Below are 17,907 nucleotides of genomic sequence, written 5' to 3'. Positions count from 1 at the left end.
TCCACAGGGCTGTGAACATTTTCTGGGGATAACTCCAGACGCGGCCTGATGAGCGGCCAAGATCGTAGCAATTGACCATGACCGTCTGCCAACGCCCCGCACGGAGGGAATTCTTACAAAAAAACTAACTTGGACCGCGCTTGATTTCTTTAAAATGCGCTGTTACGTTGCGCCGGACACTGTCTCAGGCGTGCCGTGCGGCTGGCCGGGGGCAACAGGCCGCGCGGTGGTTTGCGTCGCAGGTCGTCTCGTCGATCACGATTCCAAGCGTGCGCCAGGAGCGCGCGCAGACAGGCGTTCAGTCACGCGCCCACTACTCCAGTCATGCCAATCATCAAACGACCGCATTCTTCCAATTCTCCCGCTGGCGAAGACCGGGATTCCTACCAACGCAGTCCAGGACGCAACGACCGTGACCGCGGCGAGCCGCAGCGGCGCTCGTTCGGCGCAACGCTCGTCATCTGGTTCGCGAGTCTCATTGGCACGCTCGCCGTAGTGGGCGCGCTGATCGTCGGCTATGCGCTCGTGGTGATGGGTCCGCAACTGCCGTCGCTCGACGCACTGACCGACTACCGTCCGAAAGTGCCGCTGCGAATCTATACCGCCGACCACGTGCTGATCGGCGAATTCGGTGAAGAGCGGCGCAGCCTCGCACGCTTCCAGGACATTCCCGACCAGATGAAAAAAGCCGTGCTCGCGATTGAAGACTATCGCTTCTACGAGCACGGCGGCGTCGACTTCGTGGGCATCCTGCGGGCCGGTTTCGCCGACTTGGCGCACGGCGGCGCGTCGCAGGGTGCGAGCACGATCACCATGCAGGTCGCGCGCAACTTCTTCCTGTCGAGCGAGAAGACCTACACGCGCAAGGTCTACGAAATGTTGCTCGCCTACAAGATCGAGCGGGCGCTAACGAAAGACCAGATTCTCGAGCTGTACATGAACCAGATTTATCTGGGCGAGCGGGCGTATGGTTTCGCCTCCGCTGCACGCGTGTACTTCGGCAAGGATCTGAAAGACATTTCTCTTGCTGAAGCGGCGATGCTCGCGGGCCTGCCGAAAGCGCCGTCCGCTTACAACCCGGTGGTCAATCCGAAGCGCGCGAAGATCCGTCAGGAATACATCCTGAAGCGCATGCTCGAGCTCAGATACATCAGCCAGGATCAGTACGATCAGGCGGTGAAGGAAGAGATCCACACGAAGAACCCGGGCAACGAATACAGCGTGCACGCCGAGTACATCGCCGAAATGGTCCGGCAGATGATGTATGCGCAATACAAGGACGAAACCTACACGCGTGGTCTGAACGTGACGACCACGATCGACTCCGCCGATCAGGACGCCGCGTACGACGCCGTGCGCAAGGGCGTGATGGACTACGAGCGGCGCCATGGCTATCGCGGACCGGAAGGCTTCGTGCAATTGCCCGCAGCGGGCGACGACCGCGATCAGACTATCGACGACGCACTGACCGATCATCCGGACAACGGCGAGATCATCGCCGCGGTGGTGACCGACGTGAGCCCGAAGCAGGTGAAGGCGCAACTCGTGGACGGCACGCAACTCACGATTAGCGGCGAGGGCTTGCGCTTCGTGGCCGGCGCGTTGAGCACGCGCGCCAGTGCCGCGCTGAAAATCAAGCCGGGTTCGATCGTGCGTGTGGTGGCCGATGCCAGGGACAACTGGCAGATCACCCAGCTTCCGCAAGTAGAAGGCGCGCTGGTGTCGCTCACGCCGCAGGACGGCGCGATTCGCGCGCTGGTGGGCGGCTTCGACTTCAACAAGAACAAGTTCAATCACGTGACCCAGGCGTGGCGTCAGCCGGGTTCGAGCTTCAAGCCGTTCATCTATTCGGCCGCGCTCGACAAGGGCCTCGGACCGGCCACCATCATCAACGACGCGCCGCTGTATTTCCCGCCGAGCACGCCGGGCGGCGACGCCTGGGAGCCGAAGGACGACGACCAGCCGGACGGTCCGATGCCGATGCGTCTCGCGCTGCAGAAGTCGAAGAACCTGGTGTCCATCCGCATCCTGTCGTTCATCGGCACCAAGTACGCGCAGGACTTCGTCACGCAACGCTTCGGTTTCGACGCCGACAAGACGCCGCCGTATCTGCCGATGGCGCTCGGCGCCGGTCTCGTGACGCCGCTGCAATCGGCGGGCGCGTATTCGGTGTTCGCCAACGGCGGCTATCGCATCAACCCGTATCTGATCAGCGAAGTGACCGACGCTCGCGGTGAGCCGCTGTCGAAGGCGCAGCCGCTGACGGCCGGCCGCGACGCCCCGCGCACGCTCGAACCGCGTAACGCCTACATCATGAACAGCCTGCTGCATTCGGTCGCGACGGGCGGAACGGGTTCGGGCACCAATGTGCTGCACCGCTCGGACTTGCAGGGCAAGACGGGTACCACCAACGACGCGAAGGACGGCTGGTTCGCCGGCTATCAGCAGTCGCTGGTGGCGGTGGCGTGGATGGGTTACGACCAGCCGAAGACGCTCGGCAGCCGCGAATTCGGCGCGCAACTCGCGTTGCCGATCTGGGTCGAGTACATGCAGCGCGCGTTGCGCGGCGTACCGCAAGCCGAGCCGGCGCAGCCGGAAGGCGTGACCTCGGTCGACGGCGAAATGTTCTATACCGACATGACGCCGGGCAACGGCTTCGTTGCCAGCATCGGGCTGGATTCGGCGAACCCGACAGCCGGCGCGAGCGATGCGGTGGGTGGCGTCGGGCCTGCCGGCATGACGCCGCCGGCCGTGCCGCCGCCGAGCGTATCGACCAACGAGAAGCAGCAGATCATGGACCTGTTCGAGTCGAACAAGCCTTGATGCAGGAAGCGTTCGCGCATCGCCCGATGCGCGAACGCCGGACAATCAGACGCGTCCATCACGCGTCTTTTTAATTTCCGCTTATGTCCTGAGCAGCCCGCGGCAGCCTGCCGCTGCGGCAATTTTCGCGGGCGGCTGCGACAGCAGATTGTGTGCCCGAGCCACCGAGTGTGCTTTAATCTCGCCCGGTGCTGCTTTCTTTTGGGTCCTAACGGACGCCCGGTTCTTCATGGGAATCGGCCTCGAGCAACACTGCGCCATGCCGCGAGCAGGGCGCACATCTCATCATGCGCAGCGCGAGACCCGGTTGACGCGCGCGCACGCCACACCGGTCATTCCCAGTCATCGCGGCTGCGGCGGCCGGCGTGTTTGCCATCGAGCATCCACCGGGTCTTTCTCTTTGAAAAATCGAATCCTCATCTTCCTGATGACTGGGCTGTTACGCCTTTTCGCTTTTCTGCCCTACGGCGTCGTCGCGCGCATCGGCATGGTGGTCGGCGCCTGGTTGTACCGGATTCCGGGCCGGCGTCGCAGCGTCGTGCATACCAATCTCAAGCTGTGTTTTCCCGACATGAGCGATGAAGCGCGCGAGCGCCTCGCGCGTGCGCACTTCTGCCACGTCATCCGCAGTTACGTCGAGCGCGGCACGCAGTGGTATGGCAATGCGCGCTCGCTCGAGCGTCTGGTGGAAGTGGAAAGCGCGATCGATCTGTCGGACATGCAGTCGCATGCGACGATTTTCGTCGGCTTCCATTTCGTCGGTATCGAGGCGGGCTGCATGATGTATTCGACGCGGCATCCGGTCGCATCGCTCTACACGCCGATGTCGAACCGGTTGATCGACGGGATGGCGAAGCGTCAGCGCGCGCGCTTCGGGACCGAGATGATTCCGCGCAGCGACAGCGTGCGGCGCATCCTGCGTGTGCTGCGCGAAGGCAAGCCGGTGATGCTGGCCGCCGACATGGACTTCGGTCTGCGCGACTCCGTGTTCGTGCCGTTCTTCGGCGTGCCGGCCTGCACGCTGACCTCGGTCTCGCGAATGGCCGCTGCGTGCAACGCACGCGTGGTGCCGTTCGTGACGGAAGTGCTGCCGGATTATCGCGGCTACAAGCTCAGCATCTTCGAACCGCTCAGCGACTTTCCTTCCGCCGATCCGACGGTCGATGCCCGCCGGCTGACCGAGTTTCTCGAGACGCAGGTCAGGCGGATGCCCGACCAGTATTACTGGGTGCACAAACGCTTCAAGAATCGGCCGGCGGGCGAGGCTGGGGTGTATTGAGCGGCGTTGCGGTATTGGCCGGCGCCTGGCTCGTCGTGTCGGGCGAGTTGACCGGATCGGGCGAGCCAGGCGAATTGGGGGAGCCCGGCGGCGGATTGCCCATCGCCTGAAACAGCGCGGCCGTATCGGTCAAACGGGCGCCCGTATAACGGATCTCGTCGAGTTGCGCGTTGCGGAACTGCTGTTCGCTCGAACGCGTCGAGGCCGCCGGCACGGCGCCCAGCCGATACCGCGCCGACGTCTCGTCGAAAATTCCGCGCGCCGAGCGTGCGGCGACGTTCGCCGCATCCAGCGCCTCTGCATCGTGCTGCAAGGCCGCCAGCGTATCGGCGACGTTCTGGAACGCGGCCAGCACGGTCTGCCGGTATTGCGACACTGCGGCGTCGTATGTGTCGAGGGCCGCGCGCCGCTGCGCCACCAGCGCACCGCCGTGAAAAAGCGGCTGCGACAGCGACGCGCCGATGCTCCAGATGGCGCCCGCGCCCGACAACGCCAGCGGCCAGCTAAAGCCGCCTTGTCCCATCGATGCGCTCAGCGACAGGCTCGGATACATTTGCGCCGTGGCGACGCCGACCTCGGCCGCTGCGGCCTTCAGGCCGGCGTCCGCCGCCTGGATGTCTGGCCGGGCGCGCAGCAATTCCGACGGCACCACCACCGGCACCTGCGCGGGCACCGTCAGTTGGGCGAGGTCGAGATCGTCCGGCGCGGCGTCCGGTGTGCGCCCGAGCAACACCGCCAATGCATGCCGCGTCGTCAGCCATTGCTGCTGCAAGCCGGGCAGACCCGCCGCCACACTCGCCGCGCTTTGCTGCGCGTTCAACAGATCGGCGTGCGAGAGCGCACCCAGTTCATAACGCCGCTGGATGTCGCGCGCCTGGTCGTTAGCGAGCACGACGAGCCGTTGCGTCGTCTCGATCTGCGCTTTCAGCGCGGCGCTCGTGAGCGCTGACGTGACGATATTCGCCGCCAGCGCACGCCGCGCCGCATCGAACTGATAAGCCTGCACGTCGACTCGCGCGGCCAGCGCGACATCGCCCAGACGCGCCGCGCCGAACAGATCGATGGTGTACTTCGCCTCCAGTTGCCCGACGAAAATGTTGTAGAGATACGTGTTCGAACCGATCTCGGGAATCGCCAGCGCGCGATTGCGCGTTGCCTGACCGGCGAGGTCGACGCTCGGCAACAGCGAACTGCCGACCTGCGCGCGCAACTGTTCGCGTGCGGCGGCGAGGCTTTTGTCCGTGGCGGCGAGCGTCGGGCTGTTGCGTAGTCCTTCGTCCACCAGCGCGTTCAGCGCGTCCGAGCGGTACAGCTTCCACCAGTCGGGCACCGGCTTCGCCCCAGTGACGAATTGCTGGGCGACGCCTCGAGCGGCGACGGTTTGCGACGGTTGAGTTTCGGCGCCGTAGTGGGCCGGTTGCGGCATGGCCGGCGGCTCACCGTTCGGTCCGAACGAGCAGGCGGCAAGCGTCAGCGCCGCGCTGCCGGCAAGCGTATGCCGTAGATGCCGGGTCAGAGCAGAAGTGGCCATGATCTCAATTCCCCGTGTGCGTTGCGTTGCCACTCGCGGGCGCTTCGCGCTCGTCACTGCGCACCCGGAACGAGGCGGCATAAAGCGCCGGCAGATAGAACAGCGTGAGGATCGTCGCGCTCGTAATGCCGCCCATCAGCGCGGTGGCCATCGGGCCGAAGAAATTCGAGCGCAGCAGCGGAATGAGCGCGAGCACGGCGGCCGCGGCGGTCAGCGTGATCGGCCGGAAGCGTCGCACCGTCGCGCCGACGATCGCGTCGAAACGCCGATGCCCGGCCGCGATGTCCTGTTCGATCTGGTCGACCAGAATCACCGAGTTGCGCATGATGATGCCGAACATCGCAATGACGCCGAGCATCGCGACGAAGCCGAACGGCTGCCCGAACAGCAGCAGCGTGAGCACCACGCCGATCAGACCGAGCGGCGCCGTCAACACGACCATCAGCACGCGGGCGAGGCTTTGCAACTGGATCATCAGCAGCGTCAGCACGGCGACGATCATGATGGGAATCTGCGCGTTGATCGACGTCTGGCCCTTGCCGCTTTCCTCCACCGATCCGCCGATTTCAATGCGGTAGCCCACCGGCAGCGTCGCGCGGATCGGAGCCAGCGCGTTATCCACTGTCTTCGTCACGTCGATGCCTTGAGCGCCGGCCGCGACGTCGGACTGCACGGTGAGCGTAGGCTGCCGGTCGCGTTCCCAGATCACGCCGTATTCGAGGTCGTCGCGCAGATGGCCGAGCGTGCCGAGCGGCACCGGACCATTGGGCGTCGGCATGGCCAGCGTGACGAGATGCGCCGGGTCGACGCGCTCGGCCTTCGGGGCGCGCAGGTCGACGCTGATCAGCTTGTCGCGTTCGCGATACTGCGTGACCGTGTAGCCCGACAGTGTCATCGCGAGGAAGCTGGAGATGTCGTCGGAGCCGACGCCCAGTTCGCGCGCTTTCTTCTGATCGACCTCGAAGCGCACCGAGCGCTCGGCCGGTTCGTCCCAGTCGAATTGCACGTTGCGGGTGCCGTGATCGGCGCGCATCGTCGCGGCCACGCGCTCGGCGATGCCGCGCACCGTCGCGATGTCGTCGCCGCTCACGCGAAACTGCACCGGATAGCCGACCGGCGGTCCGTTCTCGAGCCGCGACAGCCGCGTGCGGATAGCGGGGAAGTGCTCGCGCAATTCGGGTTCGAGCCACTGCGCGAGCTTTTCGCGATCCTTCACCGACTTCGCCGTAATCACGAATTGCGCGAAATTGGGCTGCGGCATCTGCTGATCGAGCGGCAGGTAGAAACGCGGCGCGCCGGTGCCCACGAAGTCGACCGTATGATCGATTTCCGGGCGGCCGATTAGCGCCTGTTCGAGCCGCTTCGACTCGCGCAGGGTCGCGTCGAACGACGCGCCTTCGGGCAGACGCACATCGACGAGCAGTTCGGGCCGGTCCGAACTCGGGAAAAACTGTTGCGGCACCAGACCGAAGCCCGCCATGGCCAGGACGAACAGCACGACCGTAATGGCCAGCACCACGAAGCGCCGCTCGATACACCAGCCGATCCAGCCACGCAGGCGCCGATAGAAACGCGTGTCGTAAATATCATGCTCGTGATCTTCGGGCAGATGCGCTTCGTGCGCCTGACGTTTGCGTTCGGGCAGCAGGTGATAGCCGAGCAGCGGTATCAGCACGACCGCCGCGAGCCACGATGCGATCAGCGCGATGGCGGAGACTTCGAAGATCGAGCGCGTGTATTCGCCGGTGCTCGATTTGGCGAGTGCGATCGGCAGGAAACCGGACACGGTGACGAGCGTGCCGGTCAGCATCGGAAACGCCGTGCTGGTGTACGCGAACGCCGCGGCGCTCGTGCGGTTCCAGCCTTGCTCCAGTTTCACCGCCATCATTTCCACCGCGATGATCGCGTCGTCCACCAGCAGGCCGAGCGCGAGCACCAGCGTGCCGAGCGAGACCTTGTGCAAACCGATATCGAACAGATACATGCACAGCGCCGTCACGGCGAGCACGACCGGAATCGAGATTACCACCACCATACCCGTGCGCACGCCGAGCGATACGAGACTGACGACCAGCACGATGGCGACGGCTTCAGCCACGGCTTCCAGAAAATCGTCGACCGAGTGTGCGACTGCGTTCGGCATGCTCGAGACCTGGACCAGCATGAGACCGGCGGGCAGCGCCGCGCGCAGCGACACCATCTGCTGGTCGAGCGCCTTGCCCAGACGGATCACGTCGCCGCCGGTCTGCATCGTCACGCCGATGCCGAGCACCGCGTGGCCGCCCGAGCGCATTTGCGTGGCGACCGGGTCGTCGTAACCGCGCTTGATGGTTGCGATATCGCCGAGACGAAACGAGCGGTTGTTGATGCGGATGAGCGTGTCGGCGAGCGCCGCGACGTCCTTGAACTGGCCGCTCGGACGCACGAACACGCGATCGTCCGTGGTGGTCAGCGTGCCGGCCTGCGAGACGCTGTTCTGCGCATTGATGGCCTGTCCCAGTTGCTGCGGCGAGATGCCGAGCCGGGTGAGTTGCGTATTGGCGATTTCGATGTAGATGTGCTGGTCCGGATCGCCGAAATAATCGACCTTGCCGACGCCGGGCACACGCAGCAGCACCGTGCGCAACTGGTCCGCGTAGTCGTGCAGTTGCGCTGGCGAAAAGCCGTCGCCTTCGAGCGTGTAGATGTTGGTGTAGACGTCGCCGAATTCGTCGTTGAAGAACGGTCCCTGGATACCCTGCGGCAGCGTCGCGGCAATGTCGCCGACTTTCTTGCGCACCTGGTACCAGGTTTCGGGCACGTCCTTGACCGGCGCCGAGTCTTTCATCGTGAAGAACATCATCGATTCGCCGGGGCGCGAATAGCTGCGCACGAAATCGACGGCCGGGGTTTCCTGCAGTGTGCGGCCGATGCGGTCGGTTACCTGTTCCTGCATCTGACGCGCGGTTGCGCCGGGCCAGAACGTGCGGATCACCATCACGCGGAACGTGAAGGGCGGGTCCTCGGATTGCGCGAGACGCGTGTACGCGAGGATGCCGAAGACGGTCGACAGCGCGATCAGAAAAACGACCAGTGCCTGATGACGCAGCGCCCATGCGGACAGGTTGAAGCGTCCCTCTTCGTGGGGCGTGCTCATGAAGCGAAATCCTCCGGATGCAGCGGCGCGATGGCGCGCACGTGCTCGCCGGCGCTCACCGTATGCACGCCTTGCAGCACGACACGCTCGCCGTCCTTGAGGCCCGCGCTGATTACGATCGTGCGTTCGTTGTAACGCGTGACCGTGACGCGGCGCAGTTCCAGCAGGTTGTCCGTGGGCCGCACGATCCAGACGGCGGGCTGGTTGCCGTCGTGGAACAGCGCCGTCGCCGGCACCGTGAACGGGCGCGGCGCGTCGGCGGCGGCGGGCGCACCCGACAGCGCGACGTCGGCGGTCATGCCAAGGCGCACGTCGGGGCCGGGATTCTCCAGAGTGAGCTTCGCGCGATAGGTCCGGCTTTGCGGATCGGCGGCGGGCGACAGTTCGCGCACGCGCGCCGTGAAACTGCGGCCCGGCAGCGCGGCCAGCGTGACCTTCGCGCTCTGGCCGACCGACAGCGTGGCCAGCGCGCTTTCCGGCACGTCGCAGACCACGTCGATGTCGCCGCTCCACGCGAGGCTGTAGACGGCCTGGCCGGCCGAAACGTTCTGCCCGGTGTCGGCCTGCTCGGCGGTGATCACGCCGGCGTGGTCGGCGGCGAGCGTCGTGTAGCGCAACTGGTCGCCCGACAGCGCGGCTTGTTGCGCGGCCTGATCGCGCTGCGCGAGCGCGGACGCGTAGGTGTTGGTGGTCTGTTCGAGTTGCGCGGGTGCGATCAGGTTTTCTCGCGCCTGCGCCTGGTCGCGCTCGAGCTGCTGTTTCGCGTAGACCAGGCTGTGCTGCGCGGCGGCGTATTGCGCCTGGGCGCTGGCGGCATTCTTCTGCGAATCCGCGGGGTCGAGGCGGGCGAGAATCTGGCCGCTTTTGACGACGTCGCCGAGCCGCACATGCCGCTCGACGATCTTGCCGCCGACGCGAAACGACAGCGTGGTGACATAGCGCGCCTGCACGTCACCGGGCAACGACGCGGCGGGCAGTGCGCCCGTGTCCGCATGAACGGCGACGGCGACGACCGGCCTCGGCTCGGTCGCCACGCTTTCCTTCTTCGAGCACGCGGCGAAGGCGATGGTGCAGGCCAGCATGACAACGAGTGGCAAGCGGCGCAGACTCGTCGGACCTGTTCGATGCGAAAACTGCGGCTGTGATCTGGGCGATGCAGGAGAACCGGGACGCTTCACATTTACTCCGACGGGAGACAGCGAACGAACGCGGCAAGCCGCAGTGGCCCGCCAGTTAAGACATGCCGCCGGATCATGCATTTCGCATACGTCTCCGACTTTGGATGTTTTCGTGCATTCTAATACACACCTGTATTTCAATGTACGAGTGAATTGGAATTCTTTTCGGTGCTAGACTCACGCGCATGAAACGGCAACGACTTACTCGCGAGCAGAGCAAAGACCAGACGCGGCAGCGTCTGCTCGATGCCGCGCAGGCGATCTTCATGAAGAAAGGCTATGTCGCGGCGAGTGTCGAAGACATCGCCGGAGCGGCGGGCTATACGCGCGGAGCGTTCTATTCGAACTTTCGCGGCAAGAACGAATTGTTTCTCGAACTACTGCGGCGCGATCACGAGGCGATGCAGGCGGAGTTGCGTTCGATCTTCGAAAGCGCGAGTACGCGCGAGGAAATGGAAGCGCATGTGCTGCGCTATTACAGCCGGTATCACTGCGAGAACAAGTGCTTTTTGCTGTGGGTCGAGGCGAAGCTGCTGGCGGTGCGCGACGGCCGGTTCCGACCGCGTTTCAACGCGTTCATGCACGAAAAACTCGAGCAGCTGAGCGAATACATTCTGGAATTTTCGGAGCGGGTCGGCACGCCAATGCCGTTATCGGCACCGACGCTCGCGATGGGCTTGATGAGCTTGTGCGACGGCGTGCAGTTCTTCTACACGGTCGATCCGCAGAACGTCTCCGCAGAGATGGCGGAGACGGTGCTGGCAGGGTTTTTCGCGCGCGTGGTGTTCGGGCGCGGGACGTCGGACTAAATTTGAGGCTGAACCGATCGATCAGTTGATCGGCAACTGCGCGCAGGCATCTGCAACGGGTGTCGCGCAAACGAACGAATATTGTCCGCTCTCGCGCAGCACTTTCTCTCCCACGTGCAAGACCACTCTGATATCCGGGCAGCGCTCGTAGGCGATGAACGTCGAGCAGGCGGCGGCCGACCAGCAGACCAGAGAAAACGCGATTTTTTCGTAAAGCTGAAAACGAGGTGTCATGGCATAGGTTCCTTTCGGGCGCTATGTTACCAGCATCTAAGGGTTTATACCTAGGACAAAACAATTCCCCGTTTCTTCACCACAAACCGCGCGCTTGTAAAAGTGACGCGATTGTCATTTTCAGGTCAGTGTTCAGACATGATCGGCTCGCTACAATCGATTCGTTGGGTCAGTCCGCGCGCGCCTTGCGCAGCGGCCTGAAGCCGGCGCCGGCAATCGGCCGCGCCGGCCGCCCGGCGTCACCGAGGCAGGAGTCGCCCCATGAATCAGTTGCAATCGATGCGCGTGTTCGTCAAGGTCGCCGACCTGGGCAGCTTCGTCGGCGCGGCGGGGGCGTTGGACCTTTCCACGGCGGTCGTCACGCGCCATGTTGCCGATCTCGAAGCACGGCTCGGCACGCGTCTGCTCAATCGCACCACCCGCCGTCTATCGTTGACCGAGGCGGGGTCGACTTATCTGGAGCGGGTGCGGCACATTCTGGACGACCTCGAAGGCGTCGAGCAGATGGTCGTGGCGCGCAATCACGAACCGGTGGGCACGTTGCGGATCGTGGCGCCGGTCGTGTTCGGATTGCATAGCCTTGCTGCCGTGGTGCAATCGTATGCAGTGCGCTACCCGGACGTCGTGCCGGATGTCACGCTCGCGGATCGTCAGGTCGATCTGGTCGAAGAGGGTTTCGACGTCGGCATCATCATCGCGCAGCAGATGCGCAGCGCCAGCATCGTCACGCGACGCCTCACCACCGGTCAGATGACGGTCTGCGCGACGCCGGCTTATCTGGCCCGGCACGGCACGCCGCAACATCCCGCGGATCTACTCGCGCATCCCTGTTTGAGCCGGCCTCCCGAGCACGGTGGCGACGAACGGGTTTTCACGGGACCGCAAGGAGAGGTGCGCGTGCGACCGACCAACGCGATCGGCGCGAACAACACGGAAATGTTGCGGCAGTTCGCGCTGCTGGGAATGGGAGTGGGGATACTGCCGAGTTATCTGATCGACCGCGATCTGGCTGCGGGTCGGCTGGTGCCCTTGCTGGAAGGGTATCGGTTGCCGCAGATCGAAGTCACTATCGCCTATCCAAGCCGGCTGCATTTGCCGGCCAAGGTGCGCACGTTCATCGATCATCTCGTTGCGCACTTTCAGGCAATCGCCGAGCCGGCAGCGCTTTCGATGCCTCTTTCGATGCCTCCAATGACGCGCCGGGTTGAAGAGGCGCCGGCTTTAGTTAGCGGTCTGCCAGCCGTGCAGATACCGGCGAGGATGCCGGTCGCACGGGCGGCGAGTCTGATGTCCTCGTCGCTTTAGCGCAGAAGCATCGAGACAGCGCTCGACTCAGCCCGCCAATCAACCTGCCACACCCGGTCCGAGATTGCCGCCCACCAGCCGCGTGACCGATTGAACGTCCGGATAATCCTGCTCAGGCAGCCCGTCGAGCATGGCCACCACTTCATTGGCCGCGCCTGCTTCGCGGGCGGCGTCTACCAGCGCGTCTTTGTTGGCGGGAAACTGAACTTCGCCGAGCAGATCGGCAATCTGCAGGTCAATGGATTCGCCGGGAATAGCCGATGCGGTCATGCAAACACTCCTGTAGATAGAAAGCGGTATTAGTGCACGGCGAAGGCAAGCCAACACACGAGACAGCGCGAGAAGCACGCCGTCGGCATCCCGTCAGGTCTGCAAATGTTCGTGCTGGCTCATCGTGTTTCGCTCCGGATGTCGCGACTTGGGGAGGGCGATGTGCAGCCACTGCTGCGGACTGTCGTCGGCGGTAGCCGCGACGTCGGGCGCGGCTGGCGCGACCGGTGCGGCGTTGACGCTTTCGGCGAGGCTGTCGGCAAGGCGGTTGTCCGGCGCGGTGCGAACCGGCGCGGCAAAACACGAAGCAGACAGGGTGACCATGATCAACAGCGTCGAGGTTTTCATCGCCCGACCTCCTAGGCACATGCGGCGCTAAGGGTACAGCAAGCGCTGTGCCGCGCCCGTGCCGAAGTCCATGACGGGACGCTGCGAGCCACGCGCCGGCCGGCGCGCCGCTCGCCGGCACCGTGCTCTGCATGATAGGCGGCAAACCCTGCAATGCGCCTACAAACCCTGGCGCACAGGCCGGTCGAGTCTAGCGGCCCGGATTCATCCGGAAATACGCGTCGAGCAGCGAAGTTTTGTACACCACACCGGCGAGCGTCGGATGCGCGGCACTTTCTATGACCGGCAAGCGCTCGCCCTGAAACGCCATGAAGTGCTGGAGCGCAACGCCGAGCGACATATCGGGCGTCAGCACGTCGAAATGCGGCTGTAGATAGTCGGCGGCGGTTTTCGCCGCCGTATCGCGTTTTTCGAGCAGATCCGACGTGATGTCCTTCAGCGCGACCACGCCGAGAAACGCGCCCGACGCGTTCGCGACATACAGATACTTCACCGGATACTCCAGAAACACCCGCGTCATCTCCTGCACGCTGGCGTTGGGCGGCACCACGGTTTGCGCCGGACGGATCAGCTCGCGCATTTGCGTGGCGCGCAGACGCGTGCGCTCCTGTTCTTCCTGATTGCGATGCAGCGTGATCTCGTACATCGAGGTCTTGCCTATCGCGCGCGACACGAAATACGCGACCACGCACGACAGCATCAGCGGCAACACGACCTGGTAGCTGAGCGTCATCTCGAAGATCATCAGGATGGCCATCAGCGGCGCCTGGGTCGCGCCGGCGAGAAACGCGCCCATGCCGACCATCGCGTACGCGAACGGCGCCGAGGTGCCGTGCGGCCACAGGGCGTGCATGCCCTGACCGAACAGGCAGCCGACCACCGCGCCGACGAACAGCGTCGGCGTGAACACCCCGCCGATTGCCCCCGACCCGGCGGTCGCGGCCGTTGCGACCAGCTTGAACAGCAGCACGAGGACGAGCGCGCTCCACGTCCACGGTGAATGCAGGATCGAGTTGACGACGCTATAGCCGTTGCCCCACACCTCCGGCGTCCACACGGACAGCACGCCGACCACCAGCCCGCCGAGCGCGAGCCGGACAGGCAACGGCAGCGGCAGCCGGCGGAAACCCGCTTTCGAGACGTCGAGTAGACGCAGGAACTGCGGCGCGGCGGCGCCGCACAGCACGCCGAGCGCGACGAATAGCAGCACTTCGACGCCCGCGACGGGTGGAAACACCGGCATTTCATACGGCGGCTTATAACCGGCAAACTCGCGCATCGTGATGTTGGCCACCACCGCCGACACCACCACCGGCCCGAAACTCTCCATCGCGATCGAGCCGAGCACGATTTCCGTCACGAAGAACGCGCCCGCGATAGGCGCGCTATACGCCGAGGTAATCCCGGCTGCCGCTCCGCACGCCACCAGCAGACGCAGCCGCGGCGGATCGAAGTTGACCCAGCGTCCGATCAGCGACGCGGCGAGCGCGGCCAGTTGCACCATCGGACCTTCGCGGCCGATCGAGCCGCCGCTCGAAATCGTGAAGAGCGACGACACGCTGCGCCACAAGCTGAGCTTCACGGGCACCACGCCGTCGCCGATCGCCACCGCCTCCATGTAGTCGATGTGATTCGCGCCCGCGGCGTAGCGCTGCGCGATCAGCAGGAAGCAGCCGGCGATCAGGCCGCCAGCGGCAGGCATCCACACGCGGATCGTCCACGGCAGACTGCGCGCCATTTCGACGAAACCGCCGGACTTGCCCACCGCCGCCAGTTGCAGCAACGCGATGCACTCGCGGAACACGATGGTCGCGAGCGCGCCGGCGATGCCCACGACCACCGACCAGACCAGCATGGTGTGGGCCTCGGACAGCCGGAACAGCATTTGAGCGCGGGTGCGCAGTTTCAGCAGAAATGAAAGCACGTCGGCAGGGCGGTGGTTGAGTGTTGAAAAGATGAGATGAGAAGACCGCGTGGGTCAGCTCGCCGCCTTGTCGAGTTCCGGGTAGTGCCGGAAGATGCACGCCTCGTTGTGCGCGAGGCGCCGGTCGGATTCCAGATACGCAGCAATGTTCGGCCGTTCGATTACGGCGTCGTGCAGCGCGGCGAGGCGCGGGTAATGTTCGCCGAAACGCTCTAGCGCGCGTGGGAACGCGTAGAACAGGCCGTCGATCAGCTGGAACATCGACAGGTCGACGTAGCTCAGCGCATCGCCCACCAGAAAGTGGTCGCCAGCCGGGTTCTGTCTCAGCACGCGTTCGAAGTAGCCCATGAACTTCGGAATGCGATTGTCGATGAAGTCGTGCGCGCGCGTTTTTGCCGCGGCTTTCTGATCCTCGTAGTACAGACCGCTGGCGAGCGGATGGTGCGTGTCGTGCGCTTCGGTGACCACATCGGCAATCGTCAGTTGCAGACCGTTCGCGACGAAGCGCAGGCCTTCGTCGCGTGGGGCCAGTTTCAGCTTCGGCCCGAGATAGAACAGGATGTTGGCGGTCTGCGCGACGATCAGATCGCCGTCTTTCAGGAACGGTGGCGCGAAGGGCGGATGCGGCTCGTCGGGGCTGTTCATCAGCGCCATCATCGCGGCGGTGCCGAGGCCGTCCGACTTCTTGCCGCGGGCGACTTCCACGTAATCGGCGCCGGCTTCTTCCAGCGCGAGCCGGACGAATTCACCGCGGCCTTGCAGGCCGTCCCAATAGTAAAGTTCGAAACTCATCGATCGATCCTCATTCCGGTTGATTCAGCGGGTGACATGCGCGGGAAAAAGCCAGCAGCCAGTATGCCGCGCAAGGCCGCCGGATGGGCCGTCCGGATGCACAAAACCCCGCGCGCGGCGGGGTGAGTGCGAAGGCCGGAACCACTCAGCCGAGTAGATGCTGTACAGCCCAGGTGATACCCCATCCACCGGCGATCAGCCAGACATACAGAATCAGGCCGGTTGTCAGTGCGCGTGGACCAGCCTGACGGATCTGTGCGACCCGTGTTTCGATGCCCAGCGCGGTCATGGCCATGGTGAGCGCAAACGTGTCGAGCGAATTGAGCGTGCTGGTTGCCGCGGTGGGCAGCACGTGCAGCGAGTTGACGACGACGAACGCGAGAAAGCCGAGCGCGAACCAGGGAACTGCCAGCTTGCGCGGCTTTTGTTGTGCGTTGCCGGCAGCCGCTTCCCCGCCGGTCACGCGCAGCGGGCGGCGGTTGACCCACAAGCCGACCGCCAGCAGCACCGGCACCAGCAGCATCACGCGGGTCATCTTGACGATGGTGGCGATGTGCAAGGCCTCGGGGCTGACGTTGCTGGCTGCGCCCACCACCTGCGCGACTTCGTGAATCGTGCCGCCGAAAAACAGCCCCGCGCCGACCGTATCCAGATGCAGCCATCCCGCGTTGAACAGAACCGGGTAGAGGAACATCGACAGCGTCCCGAACAACACCACGCTGCCGACGGCCATCGCACTTTTGTGCGGACTGGATTGCAGGGTCGATTCGAATGCCAACACTGCGGCGGCGCCGCAGATCGCGCTTCCGGCGGCTGTCAGCAGCGCGGTATCGCGATCGAGTTTCATGATTTTCATGCCGGCCCAGGTGCCAATGGCGAGCGTGCTGACGACGATCAGCACCGATTCCGCCAATCCCGGCAAGCCGACCTGCGCGATTTCCTGAAGGCTCACGCGCAGCCCGAAAAACGCGACGGCGATCCGCAGAAGCTTGCGCGCCGAGAAGTTGACGCCCGCCGCCCAGCTATCGGGCATGCCGTCGCGCAACGCATTGCCGTATATCGCCCCCGCGACGATTCCGACGATCAGCGGGCTCAGTCCCAAACCCGCAATTGCCGGGATGGCGGCGATGCGGGTTACCGCGGCGGCGAACAGCGCGACGAACAGAATGCCGTTCAGCCGGCCTCGCGCGAACGAGCCGGTCGGACTGGCGGGCGTTGGGGCGGTTAGGTGGGCGGTGGACATGGCGTTAAGCCTCTCTGGGATCGTTCCGATTCAAGGGCCTAATCCTAAGTGAGATATATCGATATGAAAAATCATCATTTAGAATGGAAAGTATCGGAATAACTGATATTTAATCGCCATGACCCCGGACCAACTTATAACGTTTGCCGCTGTCGCCGAGCACCGAAACATCAGCCGGGCGGCGCTGGCATTGCATCTGTCGCAGCCCGCGGTGTCCGGCCAGTTGCGGCAGTTGCAGGAGGAGTTCGGCGAGTCGCTGTATCAGCGCGATGGTCGCGGCATCAAGCTGACGCCTGCCGGCGAGCAACTCGCGAGCTACGCGGCGCGTCTGCGCGACACGTGGCGGCAGGCACACGCTTACCGCGACGCGTTGCGCGGACTGGAGCAGGGCACTCTGCGCATCGGTGCCAGCACCACGCCCGCCAGTTACCTGCTGCCTTATCTGATCGCGGCATTTCAGCGTCGCTACCCGGAAGTGGCCCTGCATACGGCCGGCGGCAATACCTCGGACATCGTTGGCGCACTCGGTTCGGTCGATATCGCGATGATCGAAGGGCCGGTCGGCGTCGATCTGCCGCCCGACACCGCCGTGCACGCTTGGCGCGAGGACGAGATCGTCGCCATCGTGCCGCGCTCGCATCCGCTGGCGCAGCCCGGCGAAGCTGGGCAGGCCGGTAGTCGCGCCGATCTCGCCACGGTCAGCGCTTATCCGCTGGTGGTGCGCGAAGCGGGCTCCGGCGTGCGGCAGATCGTCGAGCGCGCATTCGCGCATGCCGGCGTGCCGATGCGCGTCGCGCTGGAAATTGCCGGTGTGGAAGGCGTGAAAGAGGCAGTGCGAGCCGGCATGGGCATCGGTTTCGTGTCGGCCATGTCGATGCGGCACGAGACCGGCGCGTTGTGTCTGCTGTCGCTGAGCCCCGCGCCGCTCACGCGACGCCTGTCCATTCTGGTCCCGCATGCGAGCGCGCCGTCGCGCGTCGTCGAACAGTTCCTCGCACTGTGTCTCGCGGAAGAGTCGTGACCGGGGCGGCCAGG

At 64.5% G+C, this 17,907-nt stretch carries 13 protein-coding genes and 1 pseudogene; 5 read left to right on the top strand and 9 right to left on the bottom strand.

What is annotated here, in order from left to right; genetic code table 11:
- Nucleotides 1-324 precede the first annotated feature (324 nt).
- Entirely contained in the window at nucleotides 325-2,823 is a 2,499-nt protein-coding gene (locus FQ746_RS24970; protein WP_144112425.1) for a penicillin-binding protein 1A, read from the top strand.
- A gap of 400 nt (nucleotides 2,824-3,223) precedes the next feature.
- Nucleotides 3,224-4,102 (top strand): lipid A biosynthesis lauroyl acyltransferase, encoded by an 879-nt coding sequence (locus FQ746_RS24965; protein ID WP_144112423.1) that lies wholly within the window; start codon nucleotides 3,224-3,226, stop codon nucleotides 4,100-4,102.
- On the opposite strand, the gene FQ746_RS24960 is transcribed toward FQ746_RS24965, so the two are convergent.
- Genes FQ746_RS24960 through FQ746_RS24950 form a run of 3 tightly spaced genes read right to left on the bottom strand, consistent with a single transcriptional unit; the run spans nucleotide 4,065 to nucleotide 9,851 of the window.
- On the bottom strand, nucleotides 4,065-5,633 hold the full coding sequence (locus FQ746_RS24960) for an efflux transporter outer membrane subunit (protein ID WP_144112421.1): 1,569 nt from the start codon (nucleotides 5,631-5,633) through the stop codon (nucleotides 4,065-4,067). The two genes, FQ746_RS24965 and FQ746_RS24960, sit on opposite strands and share 38 nt — an antisense overlap.
- A gap of 4 nt (nucleotides 5,634-5,637) precedes the next feature.
- Complete coding sequence (locus tag FQ746_RS24955; RefSeq protein WP_144112419.1) at nucleotides 5,638-8,769, bottom strand: efflux RND transporter permease subunit; 3,132 nt, start codon at nucleotides 8,767-8,769, stop codon at nucleotides 5,638-5,640.
- On the bottom strand, nucleotides 8,766-9,851 hold the full coding sequence (locus FQ746_RS24950; RefSeq protein ID WP_144112762.1) for an efflux RND transporter periplasmic adaptor subunit: 1,086 nt from the start codon (nucleotides 9,849-9,851) through the stop codon (nucleotides 8,766-8,768). Before FQ746_RS24950 ends, FQ746_RS24955 begins: the two co-directional genes overlap by 4 nt.
- Before the next feature lie 281 nt (nucleotides 9,852-10,132).
- Here FQ746_RS24950 and FQ746_RS24945 point away from each other — a divergent pair, with 281 nt between their 5' ends.
- The gene (locus tag FQ746_RS24945) at nucleotides 10,133-10,756 is read left to right on the top strand and encodes a TetR/AcrR family transcriptional regulator (RefSeq protein WP_144112417.1); all 624 of its coding nucleotides are present in this window, start codon (nucleotides 10,133-10,135) and stop codon (nucleotides 10,754-10,756) included.
- A gap of 21 nt (nucleotides 10,757-10,777) precedes the next feature.
- Here the strand turns inward: FQ746_RS24945 and FQ746_RS24940 are convergent, their stop codons facing one another.
- Nucleotides 10,778-10,990 (bottom strand): hypothetical protein, encoded by a 213-nt coding sequence (locus FQ746_RS24940; RefSeq protein WP_144112415.1) that lies wholly within the window; start codon nucleotides 10,988-10,990, stop codon nucleotides 10,778-10,780.
- 261 nt (nucleotides 10,991-11,251) lie between these two features.
- Here FQ746_RS24940 and FQ746_RS24935 point away from each other — a divergent pair.
- Nucleotides 11,252-12,131 (top strand): annotated as a pseudogene (locus FQ746_RS24935) (LysR family transcriptional regulator); the annotation flags it as partial.
- A 203-nt stretch (nucleotides 12,132-12,334) separates the two neighbouring features.
- On the opposite strand, the gene FQ746_RS24930 reads toward FQ746_RS24935, so the two are convergent.
- The 5 genes from FQ746_RS24930 to FQ746_RS24910 all read right to left on the bottom strand — a co-directional run bounded on the left by FQ746_RS24930 (nucleotide 12,335) and on the right by FQ746_RS24910 (nucleotide 16,872).
- Nucleotides 12,335-12,565, bottom strand: a complete 231-nt coding sequence (locus FQ746_RS24930; RefSeq protein ID WP_144112411.1) for a DUF2795 domain-containing protein — start codon at nucleotides 12,563-12,565, stop codon at nucleotides 12,335-12,337.
- 93 nt (nucleotides 12,566-12,658) lie between these two features.
- A complete protein-coding gene (locus FQ746_RS24925) occupies nucleotides 12,659-12,913 on the bottom strand; it encodes a hypothetical protein (RefSeq protein ID WP_144112409.1) in 255 nt (84 codons plus the stop codon).
- Nucleotides 12,914-13,103: 190 nt separating this feature from the next.
- Nucleotides 13,104-14,837: a ClcB-like voltage-gated chloride channel protein gene (locus tag FQ746_RS24920; protein ID WP_144112407.1), complete on the bottom strand. Its 1,734-nt coding sequence runs from the start codon at nucleotides 14,835-14,837 to the stop codon at nucleotides 13,104-13,106.
- Nucleotides 14,838-14,891: 54 nt separating this feature from the next.
- On the bottom strand, nucleotides 14,892-15,629 hold the full coding sequence (locus tag FQ746_RS24915; RefSeq protein WP_144112405.1) for a glutathione S-transferase: 738 nt from the start codon (nucleotides 15,627-15,629) through the stop codon (nucleotides 14,892-14,894).
- Between the two features lie 145 nt (nucleotides 15,630-15,774).
- Entirely contained in the window at nucleotides 15,775-16,872 is a 1,098-nt protein-coding gene (locus tag FQ746_RS24910) for a YeiH family protein (protein WP_144112403.1), read from the bottom strand.
- Nucleotides 16,873-16,990: 118 nt separating this feature from the next.
- Here FQ746_RS24910 and FQ746_RS24905 point away from each other — a divergent pair, with 118 nt between their 5' ends.
- Entirely contained in the window at nucleotides 16,991-17,893 is a 903-nt protein-coding gene (locus tag FQ746_RS24905) for a LysR family transcriptional regulator (RefSeq protein ID WP_144112401.1), read from the top strand.
- Nucleotides 17,894-17,907: the final 14 nt, after the last annotated feature.

Origin of the sequence: Paraburkholderia sp. BCC1886, from assembly GCF_900996245.1 — a bacterium.
In the GTDB taxonomy this organism is placed as follows: domain Bacteria; phylum Pseudomonadota; class Gammaproteobacteria; order Burkholderiales; family Burkholderiaceae; genus Paraburkholderia.
This window is presented reverse-complemented; position numbering and strand designations above follow the sequence as displayed.